Below are 17,982 nucleotides of genomic sequence, written 5' to 3'. Positions count from 1 at the left end.
GTGGACAATCTGACGAGAAGGCGATTCCTGGCCCTCAGCGGGGTGACGGCGGCCGGTGCGCTGGCGGCCGGGGCGACGCAGGTGAACTGGTCCGACCTGATGGCTGCGGCCGTCGACGATCCGTTGCCGAGCGACCAGTCGGTACTGGTCGTCATCACCTTGTACGGCGGCAACGACGGTCTGAACACGGTCGTCCCCGCGGCGGACCCGGCGTACCAGAAGGCCCGGCCCGACCTGGCGTACCAGCAGAACGAGGTGCTCGACCTCGGCGACGGCCTCGGGCTGAACCCCGGGATGAAGGGCCTCAAGGGCTTGTGGGACGACAAGCGGCTCGCGATCGTGCGTGGTGTCGGATACCCCGACCCGGATCGCAGTCACTTCCGGTCGATGGCGATCTGGCAGACGGCCTCGCCGAAGTCGCCGATCCCGACCGGCTGGCTCGGCCGCTGGCTCGACGCGACCGGCGCCGATCCACTGCGCGCGGTCTCCGTCGAACCCACCCTGCCGCCACTCCTCGCCGGCGAAACCACGGCGGCTGCGTCCCTTCCGTTGCGCGGACTGTCCTTGCCCGGCGGTGCGTTGGGTACGGCGTACGCCGCGCTGGGCAAGCCGAGCCCGGGAGAGGGCCACTGGCAGGCGCGGGCGGCCAAGTCCGTGCTGGACCTGCAGAACGCGACGCAGGTGCTGGGCAAGGCCGTCAAGAGCGGGCACGAGCAGGAGGACGAGGACGACGAGGAGCGCACGAAGGGTACGTCCGCCGGCGGTACGTCGCAACTCGGTGCGCAGCTCGAGCTGATCGCCGGGTTGATCGAGGCGGGCGTGCCGACCCGCGCGTACTCCGCGTCGTTGGGCGGGTTCGACACGCATGCGGACGAGCGTGGAACGCAACAGCGGCTGCTGACCGAGCTGGATGGCGCGCTGACGCCGTTCGTGCAGCGGCTGCAGAAGACGGACCGCGGCAAGAACGCGGTCGTGCTGGTGTACTCCGAGTTCGGCCGCCGGGTCCAGGCCAACGGCAGCGACGGCACGGACCACGGCACCGCCGGCCCTGTCTTCCTGCTCGGCGAGAAGGTCTCCGGCGGCTTCTACGGCAACCAGCCGAGCCTCACCGACCTCTCCAACGGCGACCTCAAGGCGGGCACCGACTTCCGGGACGTCTACGCGACGGTCCTCCAACACGTGCTGGGTGAGGACCCGGGACGCATCCTCGCCGACCACACCACGACCATCAACGGCCTCCTCCGCGTCTGACGCCTATTGAGCAGTCAGGTGAAGGTGGAAGGCCGCGCCTGGTTTGCCGTCCGCGCGGTCGCCCACGGTCAGATCGCCGCCGTGGGCACGGGCTACACCGCGAGCGATGGCCAGGCCGAGCCCGGCGCCTTTGCTGTTGGGGCCGTGGACGAGGCGGTCGAAGATGCGCTCCCGGGCGGGTGGCGGTACCCCGGGGCCGTCGTCCTCGACCAGTACGCCGGTGCCGTCGACGCAGATGTGGACCGACTGGGCGCCTGCCTGGCGGGCGTTGTCGACGAGGTTGGCGACGACCTGGGCCAGCCGCTCGGGGTCGGCCGTGACGGTCGCCGCGCCGGTGACTTCGACGTCCAACTCGGGAGCGACCAACCGGACCCGGGCAGCCTGCGCGTCGGCGAGGTGGCGGAGGTCGACCTGGGTCAGGTGGAGCTGCAGACCCGCGTCGATGCGGCTCAGCTCCAGCAGATCGGAGACCAGTGTGCCGGCCCGCCGAGACTCGCGGACCAGCAGCAGTTCGAGTTCCTCGCGCTGCGAAGCCGTAGCGTGCGGCCCGAGCTGGATCAGCGCCTCCGCGGCCGTCTGCAGTCCCGTGACCGGCGTCCGCAGCTCGTGCGCGGCATCCGCGACGAACTCCCGCATGCGGTCCTCCGACTGCCTCGCAACGCCCTCGGCCTCCCGCGCGACCACCTCGGACCGCCGCGCGACGTTCTCCGCGCCTTCGAGTGCGTCGAGCATCTCGTCGAAGGCAGCCGCCGTACGCCCGAGCTCGGTGTCGGCGCGCTCCGGCTGCAGCCGGCCACCCCGTCGACCCGCCGCGATCGAGCGCGCCAGCCCGGTCATCGCGTCCAGTGGCGCCAGGGCGAAGCGCATCCCGATCACCAGCGCGAGCGCGGTGATCAGAATCGCCAACGCGCCGGAGATCAACAGCACCGTCCGAAGCCGCGAACTCGCGTCCGCGAGCAAGCCGGTGTCGGCGGACAGCATCAGCGTCGCGCCCTTCGTCTGCTGCCCCGCCTGCAACGTCGCCTTCACCTGCCGAACGGTCCCGCCCGCGTCGACCGGCGGCGCTCCGAACTGCCGCCCGGTGCGCAGGATCAACGTGACCCGTACGCCGTCCGCGTCCACCCGCCGGACCAAGTTGCCTGGTGCAACGTTCTGGCGGGCGAGCTGCTGGGCCAGCTGCGCCCGTCCGGTGAGCAGCGAGTCGAGGCTGCGCTCGGCCTGCGCGTCGAACACCGCCTTCACCGTCAGCCCCGTGATCGGCAGCACGACCAGCAGTACGGCGATCGCCGTCACCGTCACCCGTACTCGCAGCGACCCGGTCCGGAGCCCTCTCATGGGCGCAGCACGTACCCGGACCCGCGGACGGTATGCAGCAGCCGCGGGCCGTGTGCCTCCAGCTTGCGTCGCAGTCCGCTGACGTACACCTCGACGAGGTTGTCCGCGTAGTCGTCGTACCCCCAGACCGCGGTCAGCAACTGCGTCTTGCCGACCACCTTCCCGTCGCGGCCGGCCAGGAACGTGAGCAGCTTGAACTCGGTGGCGGTCAGCTCGATCGGAGTACCGCCCCGGCGGACCGCGCGCGCCTCGACGTCCACCTCGAGATCGCCGACCGAGAGGACGGTCCGCAACCGCCCCATCCGCCGCAGTACCGCCTCCACCCGCGCGATCAGCTCGGCCAGCACGAACGGCTTCACCACATAGTCGTCCGCTCCGGTCCGCAGCCCGTGCAGCCGATCGCCGACGGCGTCGCGCGCGGTCAGCAGGATCACGCCGGCGTTCGAGGTCTCCCGGGTGACCGTCAGCAGCTCGAACCCGTCCCGTCCAGGCAGCATCACGTCGAGCAGCACCAGGTCCGGCCGGTACTCCGCCAGGTCCCGCTCGAGGCTCTCGCCGTCGGGCCGGGTGAGCACGGTGTGCCCGGCCTCGGTCAGCGCGATGCCGACGGCGGTCCGGATCGGCTCCGCGTCCTCCACCACCAGCACCCGCGCCGTCATCCGGCCATCCTCGCACCGTCCACAGGCCGCTCACCGGCGGCCGAACAGAATCTTCAGCACATCCTCAGCGAGGACGCCGTCACTCTGAGTGTCTCGCGCGTCGAGACCCCCGGTTCGACGGGCCGGGGGAGTTGTGCATAGACTCGCAGGCATCATGCGGCACCAGCTTCTCCTCCTTCGCTGCCGCGGCGAGGCCTGTTAAGGCCGGTTCCCTCGCCGCGGAGTTCTGTCGTTCGCCGGTCGTCCAAGCGACCCCGCAGTAGACAGCTTCCCGAGGAGAACCCCCGTGGCACCGAAGAACCAGCCCAAGCCCGTCCAGCAGCCGTCCGGTATGCCGACCCATCGCTACCGCGCGTTCCCGCCGATCGAGCTGCCCGACCGCACCTGGCCGGCTAGGTCCGTCGACCACACGCCGCGCTGGCTGTCCACCGACCTCCGCGACGGCAACCAGGCCCTGGTCGAGCCGATGTCGCCGGCTCGCAAGCGGCGGATGTTCGACCTGCTGGTGAAGATGGGCTACAAGGAGATCGAGGTCGGCTTCCCGAGCGCCAGCCAGTACGACTTCGACTTCGTCCGCAGCCTGATCGAGGGTGACGCGATCCCCGACGACGTGACGATCTCGGTGCTGACCCAGGCCCGCGAGGAGCTGATCGAGCGGACCGTGCAGTCGCTGCAGGGCTCGCCGAAGGCGACCATCCACCTGTACAACGCGACCGCCCCGCTGTTCCGCCGGGTGGTGTTCAACGTCGACAAGGCCGAGTGCCGCAACATCGCCGTCCGGGGCACCGAGACCGTGATGAAGTACGCCGACGAGATCCTCGGCGACTGCGAGTTCGGGTACCAGTACAGCCCGGAGATCTTCACCGGCACCGAGCTGGAGTTCGCGCTCGAGGTGTGCGAGGCGGTCAGCGACGTCTGGCAGCCCGCCGAGGGCCGGGAGATCATCCTGAACCTGCCGGCGACCATCGAGATGTGCACGCCGAACGTGTACGCCGACCAGATCGAGTGGTTCGGCCGGCACCTGACCCGGCGCGAGCACAGCGCGATCAGCCTGCACCCGCACAACGACCGCGGTACGGCGGTGGCCGCGACCGAGCTCGCGCTGATGGCCGGCGCCGACCGGGTCGAGGGCTGCCTGTTCGGGCACGGTGAGCGCACCGGCAACGTCGACCTGGTCACCCTGGGGATGAACCTGTTCAGCCAGGGCATCGACCCGCAGATCGACTTCGCCGACATCGACGAGATCCGCCGCACGGTCGAGTACTGCACGCAGATGCGCGTTCCCGAGCGCCAGCCGTACGCCGGTGACCTGGTCTACACCGCGTTCTCCGGCTCGCACCAGGACGCGATCAAGAAGGGCCTGGAGGCGCTCGACAAGCAGGCCGCGGCCGAGGGCAAGCCGGTCGGCGAGATCACCTGGGAGGCGCCGTACCTGCCGATCGACCCGAAGGACGTCGGCCGCAGCTACGAGGCCGTGATCCGGGTCAACTCGCAGTCCGGCAAGGGCGGCGTCGCGTACATGATGAAGTCCGAGCACCGGCTCGACCTGCCGCGCCGGCTGCAGATCGAGTTCAGCCGGGTGATCCAGCAGCACACCGACAACGAGGGCGGCGAGGTCGGCCCGCAGCAGATGTGGGACATCTTCGCGGCCGAATACCTTGCTCCGGGCAAGCTCTCGCTGCTGAGCGTGAACTCCACGTCCGGCGAGGGCCAGGGCGACCAGCTCCGGGTTCAGGTCTATTCCAATGGCGTACCGCACGAGCTCGTTGGCGAGGGCAACGGTCCGGTGTCGGCGTTCGTGGACGCGATCAAGCCGCTGAAGTACGACGTACGGGTGCTGGATTACCACGAGCACGCGCTTTCCGCGGGCGGTGACGCGCTGGCCGCGGCGTACGTCGAGTGCGAGGTCGGCGAGGAGGTTTTCTGGGGTGTCGGGCGCGACGCCAACATCCTCACCGCGTCGTTGAAGGCGGTCGTCTCGGCTGTCAATCGCGCCACGCGCTGAGTCCGTCACATTCTTCCGGCGAATCGCCCGTCTCTGTTTCAGAGGCGGGCGATTTCAGCACGCCCCGGTACCGTTGCGTCACGGACCGCAACGTTGTCTCAACGTTGCCTCAAGACGTTGACTCGATGACTGGGGTTGCGCACACTAGCGTCACTATGCGCAGATCCTTGCAAGACAGCGTTACTAAGTCGTGCTGTTGAGTGGTTCTGCGCCACCGACTTTCCCTGGCAGTCGCGTGGAGGTGAGCAGTGAGCGGTGCGGTCGAGACACCCGCGTCGAAACTGATCGAAGGACCGGTTGTCGAACCGAGACCCTCGGCTGTTCGGCGCTTCTTCAACGCCTGGCTTGTCCGAAGACTTTTCAAGGCCGTCTTGACCGTCTTCATCGTTACCACCGGAACGTTCTTCCTGGTCCGGCTGCTGCCGGGTAACCCGGTCGACACCTACATCCAGACCCAGATCGCGCAGACCGGCATCTCGTACGAGGCCGCCGCCGCGCAGGCGAAGAACCTCTTCTCCCTGGACCCGAACGCGCCGCTGATCCAGCAGTACGCGACCTACATGCTGAACCTGCTGCAAGGCGACTTCGGCAACTCGGCGCTCTCGCCGGGCACGACCGTTGCCTCGGTCATCAGGACCTACCTGCCGTGGACGCTGTTCTCGGTCGGCGTGGCCACGGTGTTCGCGTTCGTCATCGGCATCGCGGCCGGCATGGTCATGGCCTATCGCCGCGAGACCTGGGTCGACCATCTGCTCACCTCGATCGGCGCGTTCCTGCACGCGATCCCGAACTACATCCTGGCGATCCTGATCGTCGTCTTCCTCGGGGTGAAACTGCAATGGTTCAACCTGACCGAGGCGCGCGGTTCGTACACACCAGGCGTGCATCCGTCCTTCAGCCTGGCCTTCCTGAACGACATCTTCTACCACGCGGCGCTGCCGATCCTCGCCTACACCCTGACCACGGTCGGCTCCTGGGCGCTGGTGATGAAGTCGTCGACGGTGGAGACGCTCGGTGAGGACTACGTGACCGTTGCCCGGGCCCGCGGCCTGTCCGACTCGCGGATCAGGAACGGGTACGTCGGCCGCAACGCCGTCCTGCCGCTGTTCAGCCAGCTCGCGGTCTCGCTCGGATTCGTGGTCGGCGGATCGATCTTCGTGGAGAAGATCTTCGGCTACCAGGGCATCGGGTTCAGCCTCTTCAACGCGGTCAACGGCCGCGACTACGCCGTGCTGCAGGGGATCTTCCTGGTCATCACGATCTCGGTGGTGGCGGCCAACCTGCTCGCCGACATTCTCTACAGCAGGCTGGATCCGCGGATCCGCGTCCAGGGCAAGGGGTGACGAGATGGCAGACACCGTAGCCGCCACCGGCGCCGCCGCCGCGATCGGAACGACCGGCGTTTCCCGCTTCGCCGGAATCCTCAAGTCGCTGCGGCGCAGTCCGGCCGGCTTCATCGGCTTCGTGCTGGTGGCCCTGCTGGTGCTGATCAGTGCGATCGGGCCGTTCTTCACCCCGGAGGTGGCGCCGAACGTCAAGGAGATCCTGCTCCCGGCCGGCACGCCCGGGCACCTACTGGGCACCGACAACGAGGGCAAGGACGTCCTGATCCAGATGATCAGCGGCGGCCGGACGGTGATCTTCGTCGGCTTCGTCGCCGCGGCGATCTCCACCACGATCGCCATCGTGCTCGGCTCACTGGCCGCCTACCTCGGCGGCTGGGTCGACTCGGTCGTGGTCACCATGGCCGACGTGTTCCTGACCGTCCCGCAGATCGTCCTGCTCGCGGTCCTCGGGGCGTTCTTCAAGCTCGACTCGCCGGTCCTGCTGGCGCTCCTGGTCGGCGGCCTGTCCTGGCCGGTGCTGACCCGGGCCGTCCGGGCCCAGGTGTTCTCACTGAAGGAACGTGAGTTCGTCGAGGCCGCACGACTACTGGATCTCGGTACGCCGCGAGTGGTGTTCGTCGAGATCCTGCCGAACATGGCCAGTTTCATCCTGATGAACTTCATGATCGGCGTGACGAACGCGATCTATCAGCTGGTCGGCCTCTACCTGCTCGGTCTGGCGCCGCTGACCGGGTCGAACTGGGGCATCATGCTCAACCGCGCCTGGATCGCCGGCGCGATCTTCAACGACAACAGCCTGGCCTGGATCCTCAGCCCGATTGTCGCGATCATCCTGCTGCTGCTCGGATTGGTGATGATGACACGATCCCTCGAAGAGATCCTCAACCCGCGCCTCCGGGACCGGTGAGCCCATGGTGACGACGACAACTTCGGGATCCTCCCGCGCGGTGCGCGGCGGCGAGGGCAAGCCACTGCTGTCGGTGCGCGACTTCAAGGTCGAGTACCGGACCGGCGCCGGCGCCACGGTGAAGGCCGTCCGCGGCGTCGACCTCGATCTGTACCCGGGCGAAAGCCTTGCCCTGGTGGGGGAGAGCGGCTGCGGCAAGACGACGTTCGGGCTCGGCCTGCTCCGCCTGCTGCCGCGGCTCGGTCACGCCAGCGGCAAGGTCACCTTCAACCGGGGCGACGGCACCGAGATCGACATCCTGGGCCTGGACGGTCGCGACCTGCGGCGGTTCCGCTGGCGGGACGCGGCGATGGTCTTCCAGGGCGCGATGAACGCGTTCAACCCGGTGCTGAAGATCCGCGCGCACATGCACGACACGATGCGCGCGCACACCAAGGCGAGCCGGCAGGAGATCGAGGACCGGGCCGGCGAGCTGCTCCGGCTGGTCCGGCTGGAGCCGGAGCGGGTGATGGACTGCTACCCGCACGAGCTGTCCGGCGGGATGCGGCAGCGGGTGCTGATCGCGATGAGCCTGCTGCTCGAGCCGGAGGTCCTGATCCTGGACGAGCCGACGACGGCGCTCGACATCCTCACCCAGCGGTCGATCGTCGACGTGCTGCACGAGGTGCGCGAGCGGCTCGGCTTCTCGATGATCTTCATCTCCCACGACCTGTCGCTGGCGGCCGAGCTCGCCGACCGGGTCGCCACCATGTACGCCGGGCGCCTGGTCGAGACCGGCGGCGTCCGTGACCTGTTCTACCGCCCGCGGCACCCGTACACGCTCGGTCTGATCAAGGCCGTGCCGCCGATCGTGGGTGACCTGCCCGACCTCGAGTCGATCCCGGGCGGTCCGCCGAGCCTGGCCGCGCTGCCGACGGGCTGCACGTTCAACCCGCGGTGCAAGTTCGCCACCGACGAGTGCAAGCAGGACGAGCCGCCGCTGCTCCCGGTGACCGACGAGCCGGGCAGCGCCCACGACGTCGCCTGCATCCACTGGAAGGACGTGCACCTCGACCGCGAGGTGCCCAACGATTTGGGGACCGCGTCATGAGCGCGCTGGAAGAGACCCCGCAGGCCGAGAGCCGTACGCCGCTGATGACGCTGGGCGGGGTCAGTCAGGTGTTCGAGACCAAGGCGGGTCCGATCCGCGCGGTCGACAACATCGATCTGTCGGTCAACCCGGGCGAGGTGCTCTGCCTGGTCGGCGAGAGCGGCTCGGGCAAGACCACCGCGGCCCGGATGGCGGCCGGCCTGGCCCGGCCCACCGACGGTCAGGTCGCGTTCGACGGCAAGGACATCTGGTCGATGAACCGGCACGACTTCGGCGCCTTCCGCCGCAGCGTGCAGTACGTCCACCAGGACCCGTACGCCTCGCTGAACCCGACCCGGACCATCCAGCAGACGATCACCGCTCCGCTGCTCAAGCACGGCGTGGTGAAGACCAAGAAGGCTGCCGCCGAGAAGGCGGCCGAGCTGCTCACCAAGGTCGACCTGACCCCGCCGGAGAACTATCTGCCGAAGTTCCCGCACCAGCTGTCCGGTGGTCAGCGCCAGCGGGTGTCGGTGGCCCGGGCGCTCACGCTGGACCCGAAGCTGATCATCGCGGACGAGTCGACCTCGATGCTGGACGTGTCGATCCGGATCAGCGTGCTGGCAATGCTCGGCCGGCTGCGCGACGACCTCGGGGTCGGGTTCTTGTTCATCACCCACGACCTCGCGATCGCGAAGTACTTCGGCTGGAACGGCAAGACCGCGGTGATGTACCTCGGCCGGATCGTCGAGTTCGGTCCGACGCCGAAGATCATCAACGCGCCGACGCATCCGTACACCCGGGCGCTGATCGACGCGATCCCCGAGCCGGACCCGGACCTGACCAAGACCAAGGGCCGCGAATCGCTGCGCAGCCTGGAGATCCCGAGTCTGGCCCACCTGCCGAGCGGGTGCTCGTTCCATCCGCGCTGCCCGATGTTCGAGGATGGCCTGTGCGACGGCGCGGTGCCGGAGCTGGTCGAGATTCGTTCCGGTCAGTCCGCGGCCTGCCATGTGGTGGCCCGCGACGGAGCCGGGGAGGTCCGGCGTGATGAGCCGGTGGCCTGATGTCACCGCAGATCGGCCGGGCGGCGCTCGGCTGGGCGGCGTTCCTGGTACTGGCCAGCGGAGCGTTACTGCTCACGCTGACGCCCGGTACTCCGGAGTTCGTCGTCACCCTGTTCACCTTGTGTTTGGGCCTGCTACTGGGCCTGATCGTCGTCGTCGGGGTCGTCTGGACCCGGCGGCGGGAAAAACGCGAGGGCGGTTAGCAGTACCCAAACCAGTAGTGCCTGACGCACACAGTCGTGCGGTCAGATCAGAAAGGACGAAGGAATGAGTCCCACCGGCACCAACGATTCCGGCACCAACTCCCCGGGGGCCAGCCCCCGGACCAACGCGATGTCGCGCCGGCACGTGCTCCAGCTGTTCGGCATCGCCGGTGTCGGCGTGGCCGGCATCGGGTCGCTGGAGGCTTGCTCGCCGAGTTCCCCGACCAGCAGCGGGGACAGCAGCAAGAACGCCAACAAGGAGTTCCACGGCGCGTACCCGTACCAGCTGCCGCCGAAGGGCCACTTCAACCTGGCCGCCGGCGTCACGGACGGCATCCAGCAGCAGAGCCCGTACCTCGACCTCGTCTACCCCAGCGGCGGCCTGTACTACTGGGCCGACAAGAAGTGGGAATGGATGATGGCCGAGTCCGGCACGCTGGACGCGGCGAACAAGACCTACACGATGAAGCTCCGGTCCGGGCTGACCTGGAGCGACGGCAAGCCGGTCACCGCCAAGGACGTCGTGTCGACGTTCAACCTGCACTGGCTGATGCGCCAGCAGTCGTGGGCGTTCCTGTCCGACGTCAGTGCCAAGGACGACACCACGGTGACCTTCACCATCGGTACGCCGTCCACCGTGCTCGAGCGGTACATCCTCCGCGCGCCGATCATGCCCGACTCGGTGTACGGCGAGTGGGCCACCAAGGCCGAGACGATGCGTAAGGCCAAGACCAGCCTGGACAGCGCCGAGGGCAAGCAGCTCAACGGCGACTTCCAGAAGTTCCGTCCGGAGAACCCGGTCGTGTCGGGTCCGTTCAACTTCGACGCGAAGAACATGACCAACGCGCAGATGAACCTGGTCAAGAACGACAAGGGCCTGTTCGCCGACAAGATCGCTTTCAGCAAGGTTCTCCTGTACAACGGTGAGACCTCCGACGTCACCCCCGTCGTCCTGAACAAGGACGTCGACTACGCGACCCACGGCTTCGCGGTCGCGACCGAGAAGACGCTGCAGTCCAGCGGCTTCCGGATCCTCCGGCCGCCGGTGTACTCCGGCCCGGCGCTGGTGTTCAACTACACCGCGCACCCGGAGCTGTCCGACCCGAAGGTACGCCAGGCGATCGCCTACGTCCTCGACCGCGCCGAGAACGGCACGGTCGCGCTCGGCGACTCCGGCAAGCCCTGCAAGTTCATGGCCGGCTTCTCCGACATCTCTGTGCCGGACTGGATCTCCGACGCGGACCAGAAGAAGCTGAACGCCTACGAGAAGGACCTCGCCAAGGCCACCAGCCTGCTGCAGTCGGCGGGCTGGAAGCAGACCGGTGGCAAGTGGATGCTGCCGAGCGGCAAGCCGGCGGCGTACGACATCAAGTTCCCGACCGAGTTCGCCGACTGGAACCCGGCCGCCACCAACGCGGCCGACCAGCTGAACAAGTTCGGGTTCAACATCACCAAGCGGGGCATCACCTTCACCCAGCTGAACCCCGACGTCCTGGCCGGCAAGTTCGACTTCGCGATCCAGACCTGGGGCGCGTCGAACCACCCGCACCCGTACTTCGCGTTCGTCCAGAACCTGTACACTTTCAACTACGTGACGGCGGCGAACTCGGGCGGCAAGGGGATGAACTTCCCGCTGAAGCAGACCACCTCGGCCGGTCCGATCGACCTGCAGTCCGTGGTGGACAAGTCCGCACAGGGCCTGAACCTCGACGAGCAGAAGAAGAACGTCACCGCCGCGGCGATGGCCTTCAACGAGCTGCTGCCGATCATCCCGCTCTGGGAGCGCTACGGTAACAACCCCGCGCTCGAGGGCACCCGGGTGGCGAAGTTCCCGGCCGACGACGACCCGATCCTGAAGAACGCGCCGTACGCGGACAACTTCGTGATCATGTACATGTACCAGGGCAAGGTCGCGCCGGTTTAACCGCTTGTCGGCTGACCTGTTTGTCTGATTGGGTCGGCCGGGTGATCTTGATCTCCGAGATCGACCCGGCCGACCTGGCCTTGTTCGACGAGTGGTACGACGCCTTCCGGGCCGGTGCGGTCGCCGGCCGGAAGGCTGCGCTGGTGGCCGGGCGGGAGACGCTCGGCTACTCGCTGCGCAACCCCAGCCCGCTGAAGCAGCGGATCGCCGTGGCCGCGTTCGAGGACGACCGAGTACTCGGCGGCATGCTGTTCGAGTACCGGCTGACCGACAACCTCGACACTGTCGAGGTCGAGATCGACGTGCCCGCGGAGCACCGGCGGCGCGGGATCGGCACGGCGCTGTGGCAGTGGGCCGTGACCCGATCGGCCCAGCTCGGCCGGACGATCGTCCAGACCGAGCTCGGCGTACCCTCCGAGCCCTGGCCGGGGGCTGCCTTCGCGGAGCGACTGGGCTTCGAGGTGGAGCACGTCGAGGAGCACCTCGTCGTGCCGCTGCCGTACGACGACCTGCGGCTGGACGACCTGCGGGAATCGGCGGGCCGGCTGGATGGCTATCAACTGACCTCGTGGGCGGGAGTGTGCCCGCCGGAGCATCAGCAGGCGTACGCCGATCTGCACACGGCGATGGACCTGGATGTGCCGACCGGAGGCATGACCCGCGAGCTCGTGCCGTGGACGGTCGACAAGCTGGAGGCCAGCGAGGCACGGATCGACCGCAACTACCTCGCCCTGGTGACGATGGCGCACACGTCCGCGGGCGACCCGGCCGGGTACACGTTGATGTACCTGCCGAGGGCCGACGCCGAGCACGCCCAGCAGGACGACACGCTCGTACTGCGGGAGCACCGCGGCCACAACCTGGGCACTCACCTGAAGCTGGCGAACCTCGAGCAGCTGGCCAAACACCGTACGACGCAGCGCTTCTTGCACACCTGGACCGCGCTCTCGAACGCCCCGATGCGCAAGGTCAACTCCCGCTTCGGCTTCCGCGCGATCGAGGAGCACCGCGAGCTCGAGCTGCGCCTGCCGAGCCTGCGCCCGGCCGCCCGCGGCGTGATCCTCGACCCCGATGACCGGGTTCTGCTGGTCCGCTTCGAGTTCGCGGACGGCCCGCTGTGGGCGACGCCCGGCGGTGGTCTCGAAGCCGGTGAGACCGTGATCGAGGGGCTTCGCCGTGAGCTCGTGGAGGAAGTCGGCCTGAGCGGCTTCCCCGATCCACAACACCTGTGGCACCAGGAAGTCGTTGCCGAGGGCCACGCCACCGGATACGACGGCGTCCTCAACGACTACTTCCTGGTCCGCACCGAGGCCTTCGACCCCGCCGGCACCATGACCCCAGCCGAGCTCCGCGCTGAGAACGTCCACGCGATGAAGTGGTGGCCCCTCTCCGAGCTGACCATCCACGAGGGCCGCTTCGCCCCACGTGACCTGCCGGCTCTGCTGGAGAAGGTCCTGCACGCCGGCCCGCCAAACACCCCGACCCAACTCGGGCTCTGACGCGACGACCGACAGCTGACGCCGGTCAGAGGCGTCGTAGCCAGCTGAGGTGGCCCTCGTCCATGATGGCGTGGCCGTCGGCGCTGTCGGCGACATTGGGGTCGTGGGTGGCGATCACGACGGCCGCGCCGCGGCGGGCTTCCTCGTGCAGCAGGTCGAGGACGCGTTCGCGGTTGGTGCTGTCGAGTTCGCTGGTGGACTCGTCGGCGAGGATAACCCGCCCTTGCTGGGCGATCCCACGAGCCACTGCGACGCGCTGCTGCTCGCCACCGGACAGCTCCTCGACCAGGTGGTCGCCGCTCTCCTCCAACCCGACGCCCGCGAGTGCCTGCTCGATCGTCCGCTCGACCTCTTCGCCCGGCTTTCGGCTGGTCAGCAAAGGGATCGAGAGGTTCTCGCGCGCGGTCAGCACCCGCGCGAGCCCGTTGCCCTGCGGGATCAGTACGACGCCGTGCGCGGCCGCGGTCGGCCGGTCCTTGATCACCAGCCCGTCGATCTCGACCTGGCCCTTCGCCGCCGGTACCGCGCCGGCGATTGCCCACAGCAACGAGCTCTTGCCGGCGCCGGACGGCCCGCTGACCGCGAGCACGAACCCCGGCGGGACGGTGAACGAGACGTCCGACACCGCGGTCAGCTCGCCGTACCGCACCGTCACCTGGCTGAGGTTGATCACTGGTTGCCCTCCTGCTCCACGGGGGTGAGCCGGATGACGCCGTCGTCGGTCGTGACCTGGACGAGCGTCCCGGCCGGCAGCAGCTCGGCCACATGCGGTGGCAGCGGCAACGATCCGTCGACCGCGACCACGGCGTACTCCTCACCCGATCGGCCCTCGGAGGCGATCCGGCCGTCCCGGATCGTGATCGTCCGGGGGAGCGTCGCGGCGACCTCGGGGTCGTGGGTGACGAGAAGGACCGTCATCCCGGTCTCGGTGTTGATCGTCCGGAGTGCCGCGAGGACCTCGTCGCGGGCGTGGTGATCGAGCTGGCTGGTCGGCTCGTCGGCCAGCAGCAGTCCGGGCAGCGTTGCGATGCCGACGGCAACGGCACACAGCTGGACCTGGCCGGGTGTCAGCTGGGTCAGCGGTGTGGCCGCGTGGTTGCCCAGGCCAACGAGTTCGAGAATCGACTCCGGAGCGGGGAGATCGCGTCCTGGTGGTGCGGCCTGCTGCGCATAGCGGATGTTGTCGACCGGCGTCAGGTAGGGAATGAGGTTGCGGCCGGCACCCTGCAGCACGATGCCGACGTCACCCGAGCGCATCCGGTCCAGCTCGGTGTCGGTCATCGTGGCGACATTGTGCTCGCCGATCTGCAGCCGGCCCGCGCTCGGCGTGAGCAGACCGCCGCACAGCTGCAGCAACGTCGACTTGCCGGCACCGGACGGCCCGAGCAGCCCGACCAGCTCACCCGGCCGTACGGTGATCCCGATACCGGAGAGCGCGGCGACATCGTGGCCATGCGCCCTGTAGATGTGCACAAGTCCAGTCGTACTGATCGCCAGGCCGGTCACGGGGCCTCCCGGCCTGGACTGAGGAGCGGAGGGAGCGAAGCGACCGGAGCGACGAGGGAAGGCCGGGAGTCACAGCCCCGTGACCCCCGCGACGGAGTCGCGGCATTCAACACTGTCACGTCAGCTCCTCCCGGATCCTGTTGTAGGTGGAGCGTCTGTTGACGCCGCTGCCGAGGAGCAGCGTCACAGCCGCGAGGATCGCCGTACCTCCGGCCCAGAGGGCAAGCGCGACCGGCCAGCTGGCGCCGAGATCGAGTGGCACCGGCCCGCCGCTGGTCGCGAACAGCGGTATCAGCGGCAGCGCGACGTGCGCACCGACCAGCCCACAGATCGTCCCGAGCAGGACGGCCAGCGCGACCGGACCGGTCTGCTCCCAGCGCGCGGCTCGCCCGGTCGCGCTCGCCGGTACGCCGGTGATCTTCAGGCTCGCGTAGTCCTGCGCCCGCGAGCGCCACGACGTGACGACGGTCAGCAGCAGTACGACGATCGCCAGCACCCACGCCGCGATGCCGACGACCGGAGTCAGCTGCAACGCGAGCGCGCTCGCCGACCGCCCGTACGCCGCGATCCGGTCGTCGCGGCGGTCCACCAGGTCGGCGTTGTACCCGGCCTTCGCGAGCTTGTAGGTGATCGTGTCGACGTTCGCCAGGCCGTCCTTGTTCAGCCAGAGCTCGAAGTCCGTCCCGCCTTCGTCCACGACGCCGCCGAGTCGCCGTACCGTCTCGAGATCGACCACGGCGGTGCGATCGCCGTACCTGTTCACCGGTCCGCGCAGCCGGTCGATCCTGGCCAGCGTCATCGGGCTGCCGTCCGCCGCCGGGCTGCTGGTGACCTGGTCGACGTAGTGGAACTCCGGGGTCACCAGCGCCGGCACGATCGGCGGGGTCGTCGCGTACTGCAGGAACTGGTCGGCGCCGAAGCTCTTCATCGCGATCGTCAGCGCACCACCCGGCGCGGACGCGATCGAGCTCTGGTCGGACCCGAGTTGCGGGACGGCCTGCCAGGCGTCCGGTTTGCCGAGGTCGATGGTCGGATGATCGTCGCTGGAGAGCTTGCTGATCACCACGTTGCCTTGCACCCCGGCCGGGTCGAGCGCCTCGCGGCCGATGCCGATGCGCAACAGGTCGCATCCGCCCAGACACTCGACGTCGGCCTGCAGTACGACCGGCTTGGTCGACGTGAGGGGCAGCGGCGGGAACGAGACCAGGAAGCGGGAGCCATCACGATGGCTGACGACGTTCGCCCGCAGTACGACGGACTTCGGTTTGCCGCTGTCGATCGGCGTGCCGCTCGCGTCGCGGCTGATGAGCGGCTTGATCGCGGTCGCCGCGACCGTCGCGGTGAGGTGCGAGCTGCGGAACTGGATCGGCGCCACGTCGGCCGGCGCCTGCAACGTCTGCCAGCCCTGCGCGTCGGTGAGCCGGTCGCCCTGGAACGCGATCCGCCGGAAGCTGTCCGGCTCGATCATCTCCGACTTCAGTGCGTCGGGGGAGGGCGGACGCGAGATCACCACCGGGGTCAGCCAGTGGCGGTCCGGATCGACCTGGTCGACCGTTTGGAGGAACCCGTTCAGATACAGGGCGTTCATCCGCAGTACGCCCTCGGCGCCGGTCTCGTAGCCGGAGCGGGTCTCACGGTTGGCGGCGGCGATCGACGAGGCCTGGCCGGCGAACGTGAGCAGCGCGGCCGCCACCGCCACAGCGGCCACGATCCGGGTCACGGCCGGTCGGCGCGAGATCTGCAAGGCCCCGAGCGCGAGGCCCAGCCGACCGCGGCGCAGCGCCTGCCGACTGATCAATCCAGCGGTCGGCAGCAGCAGATGCGCGAAGGTCAGACCAGCTGCGAGCCCGAGTAGCGCCGGCGTGAGGACCGGCAGCGGGCCACGACCGTCGCCGGTCAGCGCGGCGATCAGGCCGGCCACCGCGAACACGATGATGCACAGATCGGCCAGGCCGATCGTCCGGCCGCGGCGCAGTGGGAGGACCCGCCGGAGCAGGCTGGAGATCGACTGGCGGACGGTGCCTCGGACCTGGAGCACCACCACGATCAGGGCGAGTACTGCGGCCACCGCGAGCGCGGCCGGGACTGTCCAGGGCAGCTCGATGGGGGCGCCGTACCGCAACCAGGTCGCGCGTACGACCAGCAGCAAGGCGAAGCCCGCCAGCCCACCGAGCAAGGTGCCGACCAGCACGGGCAGGCCGAGTTCGATGCACAACGCCCGCTGGGTCCGCCTGGTCGATGATCCCCGCAGCCGGGCCAGCGCGATCTCGGGGCGCCGCTGGTCGACGACGGCTGCCAGCGCAAGCGCCAGTACGACGACCGCGAACAACGCGACCTGCACCATCACCAGCGGGATGATCGTGGTGGCCTGCTTCCGCTCCGCCTGGATCTGGTCGACCAGCGTGGCCAGCGACGACGTGTTCTGCGCGGCGACGCCGATCTCCCTGGCGTTGCCGTTGACCGTCTCGGTCGCGTCCTTGAGGCGGTCGAGGTCACCGAGCCGGGCCACCCCGGGGATCGGCCGGAAGTCCGACGTGACCCGCTGCGTCCACTGGTTGCCGGCGAAGGTCGCGCTGTCGGTGAAGAACTCGTTGGCGGCGCCGGGGTCCTTGTCGGCCGGCTTGTGCGAGTGGCCGGTCGGATAGTCGCCGTACCAGAAGTCGCCGCGGGCCTGCTTCGGCTGGTAGAAGCCGACGATGGTGAGTCGGCCGCCGCCCTTGCCGACGTCGCTCGGCGTCGCGACCACGGTCGTGCCGATGTGGAACTCCCAGATCGTCTTGTCGACGGCGGAAGCGATCACCTCGTTCGCCGCCTGTGGACAGCGGCCCTCGGTGACGGTGAGCTGGGCGCAGTACCCGTCCCGCCAGCGCAGGCGGGCGCCGGGCGAGGCGTCACCCTTGGTGGCGGGGCTGCTCCAGCCCACGTCGTTGTAGCTGCCGTGCAGGGGCTGGGTGAACAGTGGCTTCAGGTCGGCGGGGAGCAGCTTGTCGAGGTTCTCCGGGTGGGTGCTGATCCCGACCTGCGGTCCTGGCGAGGCGAGCAGCCAGGACGCGGGCAGGCTCTGCCCGGACAGGGTCTCGGTCATCACCGTCTGCTCGACGGCGCGCGCGAACCACGGCCCGAACACGGCACAGGTACCGATCAGCAGACTGATGCCGGTCAGTACGAGGGCCTGTGCCCAGCGGTACCGCAGCGCCCGTCGCAGGAACAT

The 17,982-nt window shown here is 68.8% G+C and carries 14 protein-coding genes; 9 read left to right on the top strand and 5 right to left on the bottom strand.

The features are described 5' to 3' along the window. Nucleotides 1-1,251 (top strand): DUF1501 domain-containing protein, encoded by a 1,251-nt coding sequence (locus ACIA58_RS15990; protein ID WP_396404397.1) that lies wholly within the window; start codon nucleotides 1-3, stop codon nucleotides 1,249-1,251. A 3-nt stretch (nucleotides 1,252-1,254) separates the two neighbouring features. Here the strand turns inward: ACIA58_RS15990 and ACIA58_RS15985 are convergent, their stop codons facing one another. Beyond that, nucleotides 1,255-2,586 (bottom strand): ATP-binding protein, encoded by a 1,332-nt coding sequence (locus tag ACIA58_RS15985; protein ID WP_396404396.1) that lies wholly within the window; start codon nucleotides 2,584-2,586, stop codon nucleotides 1,255-1,257. Next, nucleotides 2,583-3,245 (bottom strand): response regulator transcription factor, encoded by a 663-nt coding sequence (locus ACIA58_RS15980; RefSeq protein ID WP_396404395.1) that lies wholly within the window; start codon nucleotides 3,243-3,245, stop codon nucleotides 2,583-2,585. Before ACIA58_RS15980 ends, ACIA58_RS15985 begins: the two co-directional genes overlap by 4 nt. Nucleotides 3,246-3,576: 331 nt before the next feature. Here ACIA58_RS15980 and leuA point away from each other — a divergent pair, with 331 nt between their 5' ends. The 8 genes from leuA (at nucleotide 3,577) to ACIA58_RS15940 (ending at nucleotide 13,265) form a co-directional block, all read left to right on the top strand. After that, nucleotides 3,577-5,250 (top strand): 2-isopropylmalate synthase, encoded by a 1,674-nt coding sequence (gene leuA / locus ACIA58_RS15975; protein ID WP_396404985.1) that lies wholly within the window; start codon nucleotides 3,577-3,579, stop codon nucleotides 5,248-5,250. 371 nt (nucleotides 5,251-5,621) lie between these two features. Further along, entirely contained in the window at nucleotides 5,622-6,593 is a 972-nt protein-coding gene (locus ACIA58_RS15970; RefSeq protein WP_396404394.1) for an ABC transporter permease, read from the top strand. A gap of 4 nt (nucleotides 6,594-6,597) precedes the next feature. Further along, a complete protein-coding gene (locus ACIA58_RS15965) occupies nucleotides 6,598-7,503 on the top strand; it encodes an ABC transporter permease (protein ID WP_396404393.1) in 906 nt (301 codons plus the stop codon). A 7-nt stretch (nucleotides 7,504-7,510) separates the two neighbouring features. After that, a complete protein-coding gene (locus ACIA58_RS15960) occupies nucleotides 7,511-8,593 on the top strand; it encodes an ABC transporter ATP-binding protein (protein WP_396404392.1) in 1,083 nt (360 codons plus the stop codon). Beyond that, the gene (locus ACIA58_RS15955) at nucleotides 8,590-9,639 is read left to right on the top strand and encodes an ABC transporter ATP-binding protein (RefSeq protein ID WP_396404391.1); all 1,050 of its coding nucleotides are present in this window, start codon (nucleotides 8,590-8,592) and stop codon (nucleotides 9,637-9,639) included. Before ACIA58_RS15960 ends, ACIA58_RS15955 begins: the two co-directional genes overlap by 4 nt. Next, nucleotides 9,639-9,842 (top strand): hypothetical protein, encoded by a 204-nt coding sequence (locus ACIA58_RS15950; protein WP_396404390.1) that lies wholly within the window; start codon nucleotides 9,639-9,641, stop codon nucleotides 9,840-9,842. The genes ACIA58_RS15955 and ACIA58_RS15950 overlap by 1 nt, the downstream gene beginning before the upstream one ends. A 64-nt stretch (nucleotides 9,843-9,906) precedes the next feature. Further along, nucleotides 9,907-11,766: an ABC transporter substrate-binding protein gene (locus ACIA58_RS15945; RefSeq protein WP_396404389.1), complete on the top strand. Its 1,860-nt coding sequence runs from the start codon at nucleotides 9,907-9,909 to the stop codon at nucleotides 11,764-11,766. A 41-nt stretch (nucleotides 11,767-11,807) separates the two neighbouring features. Then, nucleotides 11,808-13,265, top strand: a complete 1,458-nt coding sequence (locus tag ACIA58_RS15940) for a GNAT family N-acetyltransferase (RefSeq protein ID WP_396404388.1) — start codon at nucleotides 11,808-11,810, stop codon at nucleotides 13,263-13,265. Nucleotides 13,266-13,290: 25 nt separating this feature from the next. Here ACIA58_RS15940 and ACIA58_RS15935 read toward each other — a convergent pair whose 3' ends face one another. The 3 genes from ACIA58_RS15935 to ACIA58_RS15925 form a co-directional block, all read right to left on the bottom strand. Continuing rightward, nucleotides 13,291-13,938 (bottom strand): ABC transporter ATP-binding protein, encoded by a 648-nt coding sequence (locus ACIA58_RS15935; RefSeq protein WP_396404387.1) that lies wholly within the window; start codon nucleotides 13,936-13,938, stop codon nucleotides 13,291-13,293. Next, a complete protein-coding gene (locus ACIA58_RS15930) occupies nucleotides 13,935-14,771 on the bottom strand; it encodes an ABC transporter ATP-binding protein (protein ID WP_396404386.1) in 837 nt (278 codons plus the stop codon). Before ACIA58_RS15930 ends, ACIA58_RS15935 begins: the two co-directional genes overlap by 4 nt. Nucleotides 14,772-14,886: 115 nt before the next feature. Then, complete coding sequence (locus ACIA58_RS15925; RefSeq protein WP_396404385.1) at nucleotides 14,887-17,982, bottom strand: FtsX-like permease family protein; 3,096 nt, start codon at nucleotides 17,980-17,982, stop codon at nucleotides 14,887-14,889.

Source organism: Kribbella sp. NPDC051586 (assembly GCF_044453965.1).
Taxonomy (GTDB): Bacteria; Actinomycetota; Actinomycetes; order Propionibacteriales; family Kribbellaceae; genus Kribbella.
Note: the sequence above shows the minus strand (reverse complement) of the source record. Positions and strands in the feature narration are given on the sequence as shown.

Bases quoted from the DNA above. Each gene is read 5' to 3' on its own strand.
- ACIA58_RS15955 (WP_396404391.1), top strand. From the start codon at position 8,590: ATGAGCGCGCTGGAAGAGACCCCGCAGGCCGAGAGCCGTACGCCGCTG.
- ACIA58_RS15965 (WP_396404393.1), top strand. From the start codon at position 6,598: ATGGCAGACACCGTAGCCGCCACCGGCGCCGCCGCCGCGATCGGAACG.
- ACIA58_RS15980 (WP_396404395.1), bottom strand. From the start codon at position 3,245: ATGACGGCGCGGGTGCTGGTGGTGGAGGACGCGGAGCCGATCCGGACC.
- ACIA58_RS15945 (WP_396404389.1), top strand. From the start codon at position 9,907: ATGAGTCCCACCGGCACCAACGATTCCGGCACCAACTCCCCGGGGGCC.
- ACIA58_RS15950 (WP_396404390.1), top strand. From the start codon at position 9,639: ATGTCACCGCAGATCGGCCGGGCGGCGCTCGGCTGGGCGGCGTTCCTG.
- leuA (WP_396404985.1), top strand. From the start codon at position 3,577: ATGCCGACCCATCGCTACCGCGCGTTCCCGCCGATCGAGCTGCCCGAC.
- ACIA58_RS15985 (WP_396404396.1), bottom strand. From the start codon at position 2,586: ATGAGAGGGCTCCGGACCGGGTCGCTGCGAGTACGGGTGACGGTGACG.
- ACIA58_RS15925 (WP_396404385.1), bottom strand. From the start codon at position 17,982: ATGTTCCTGCGACGGGCGCTGCGGTACCGCTGGGCACAGGCCCTCGTA.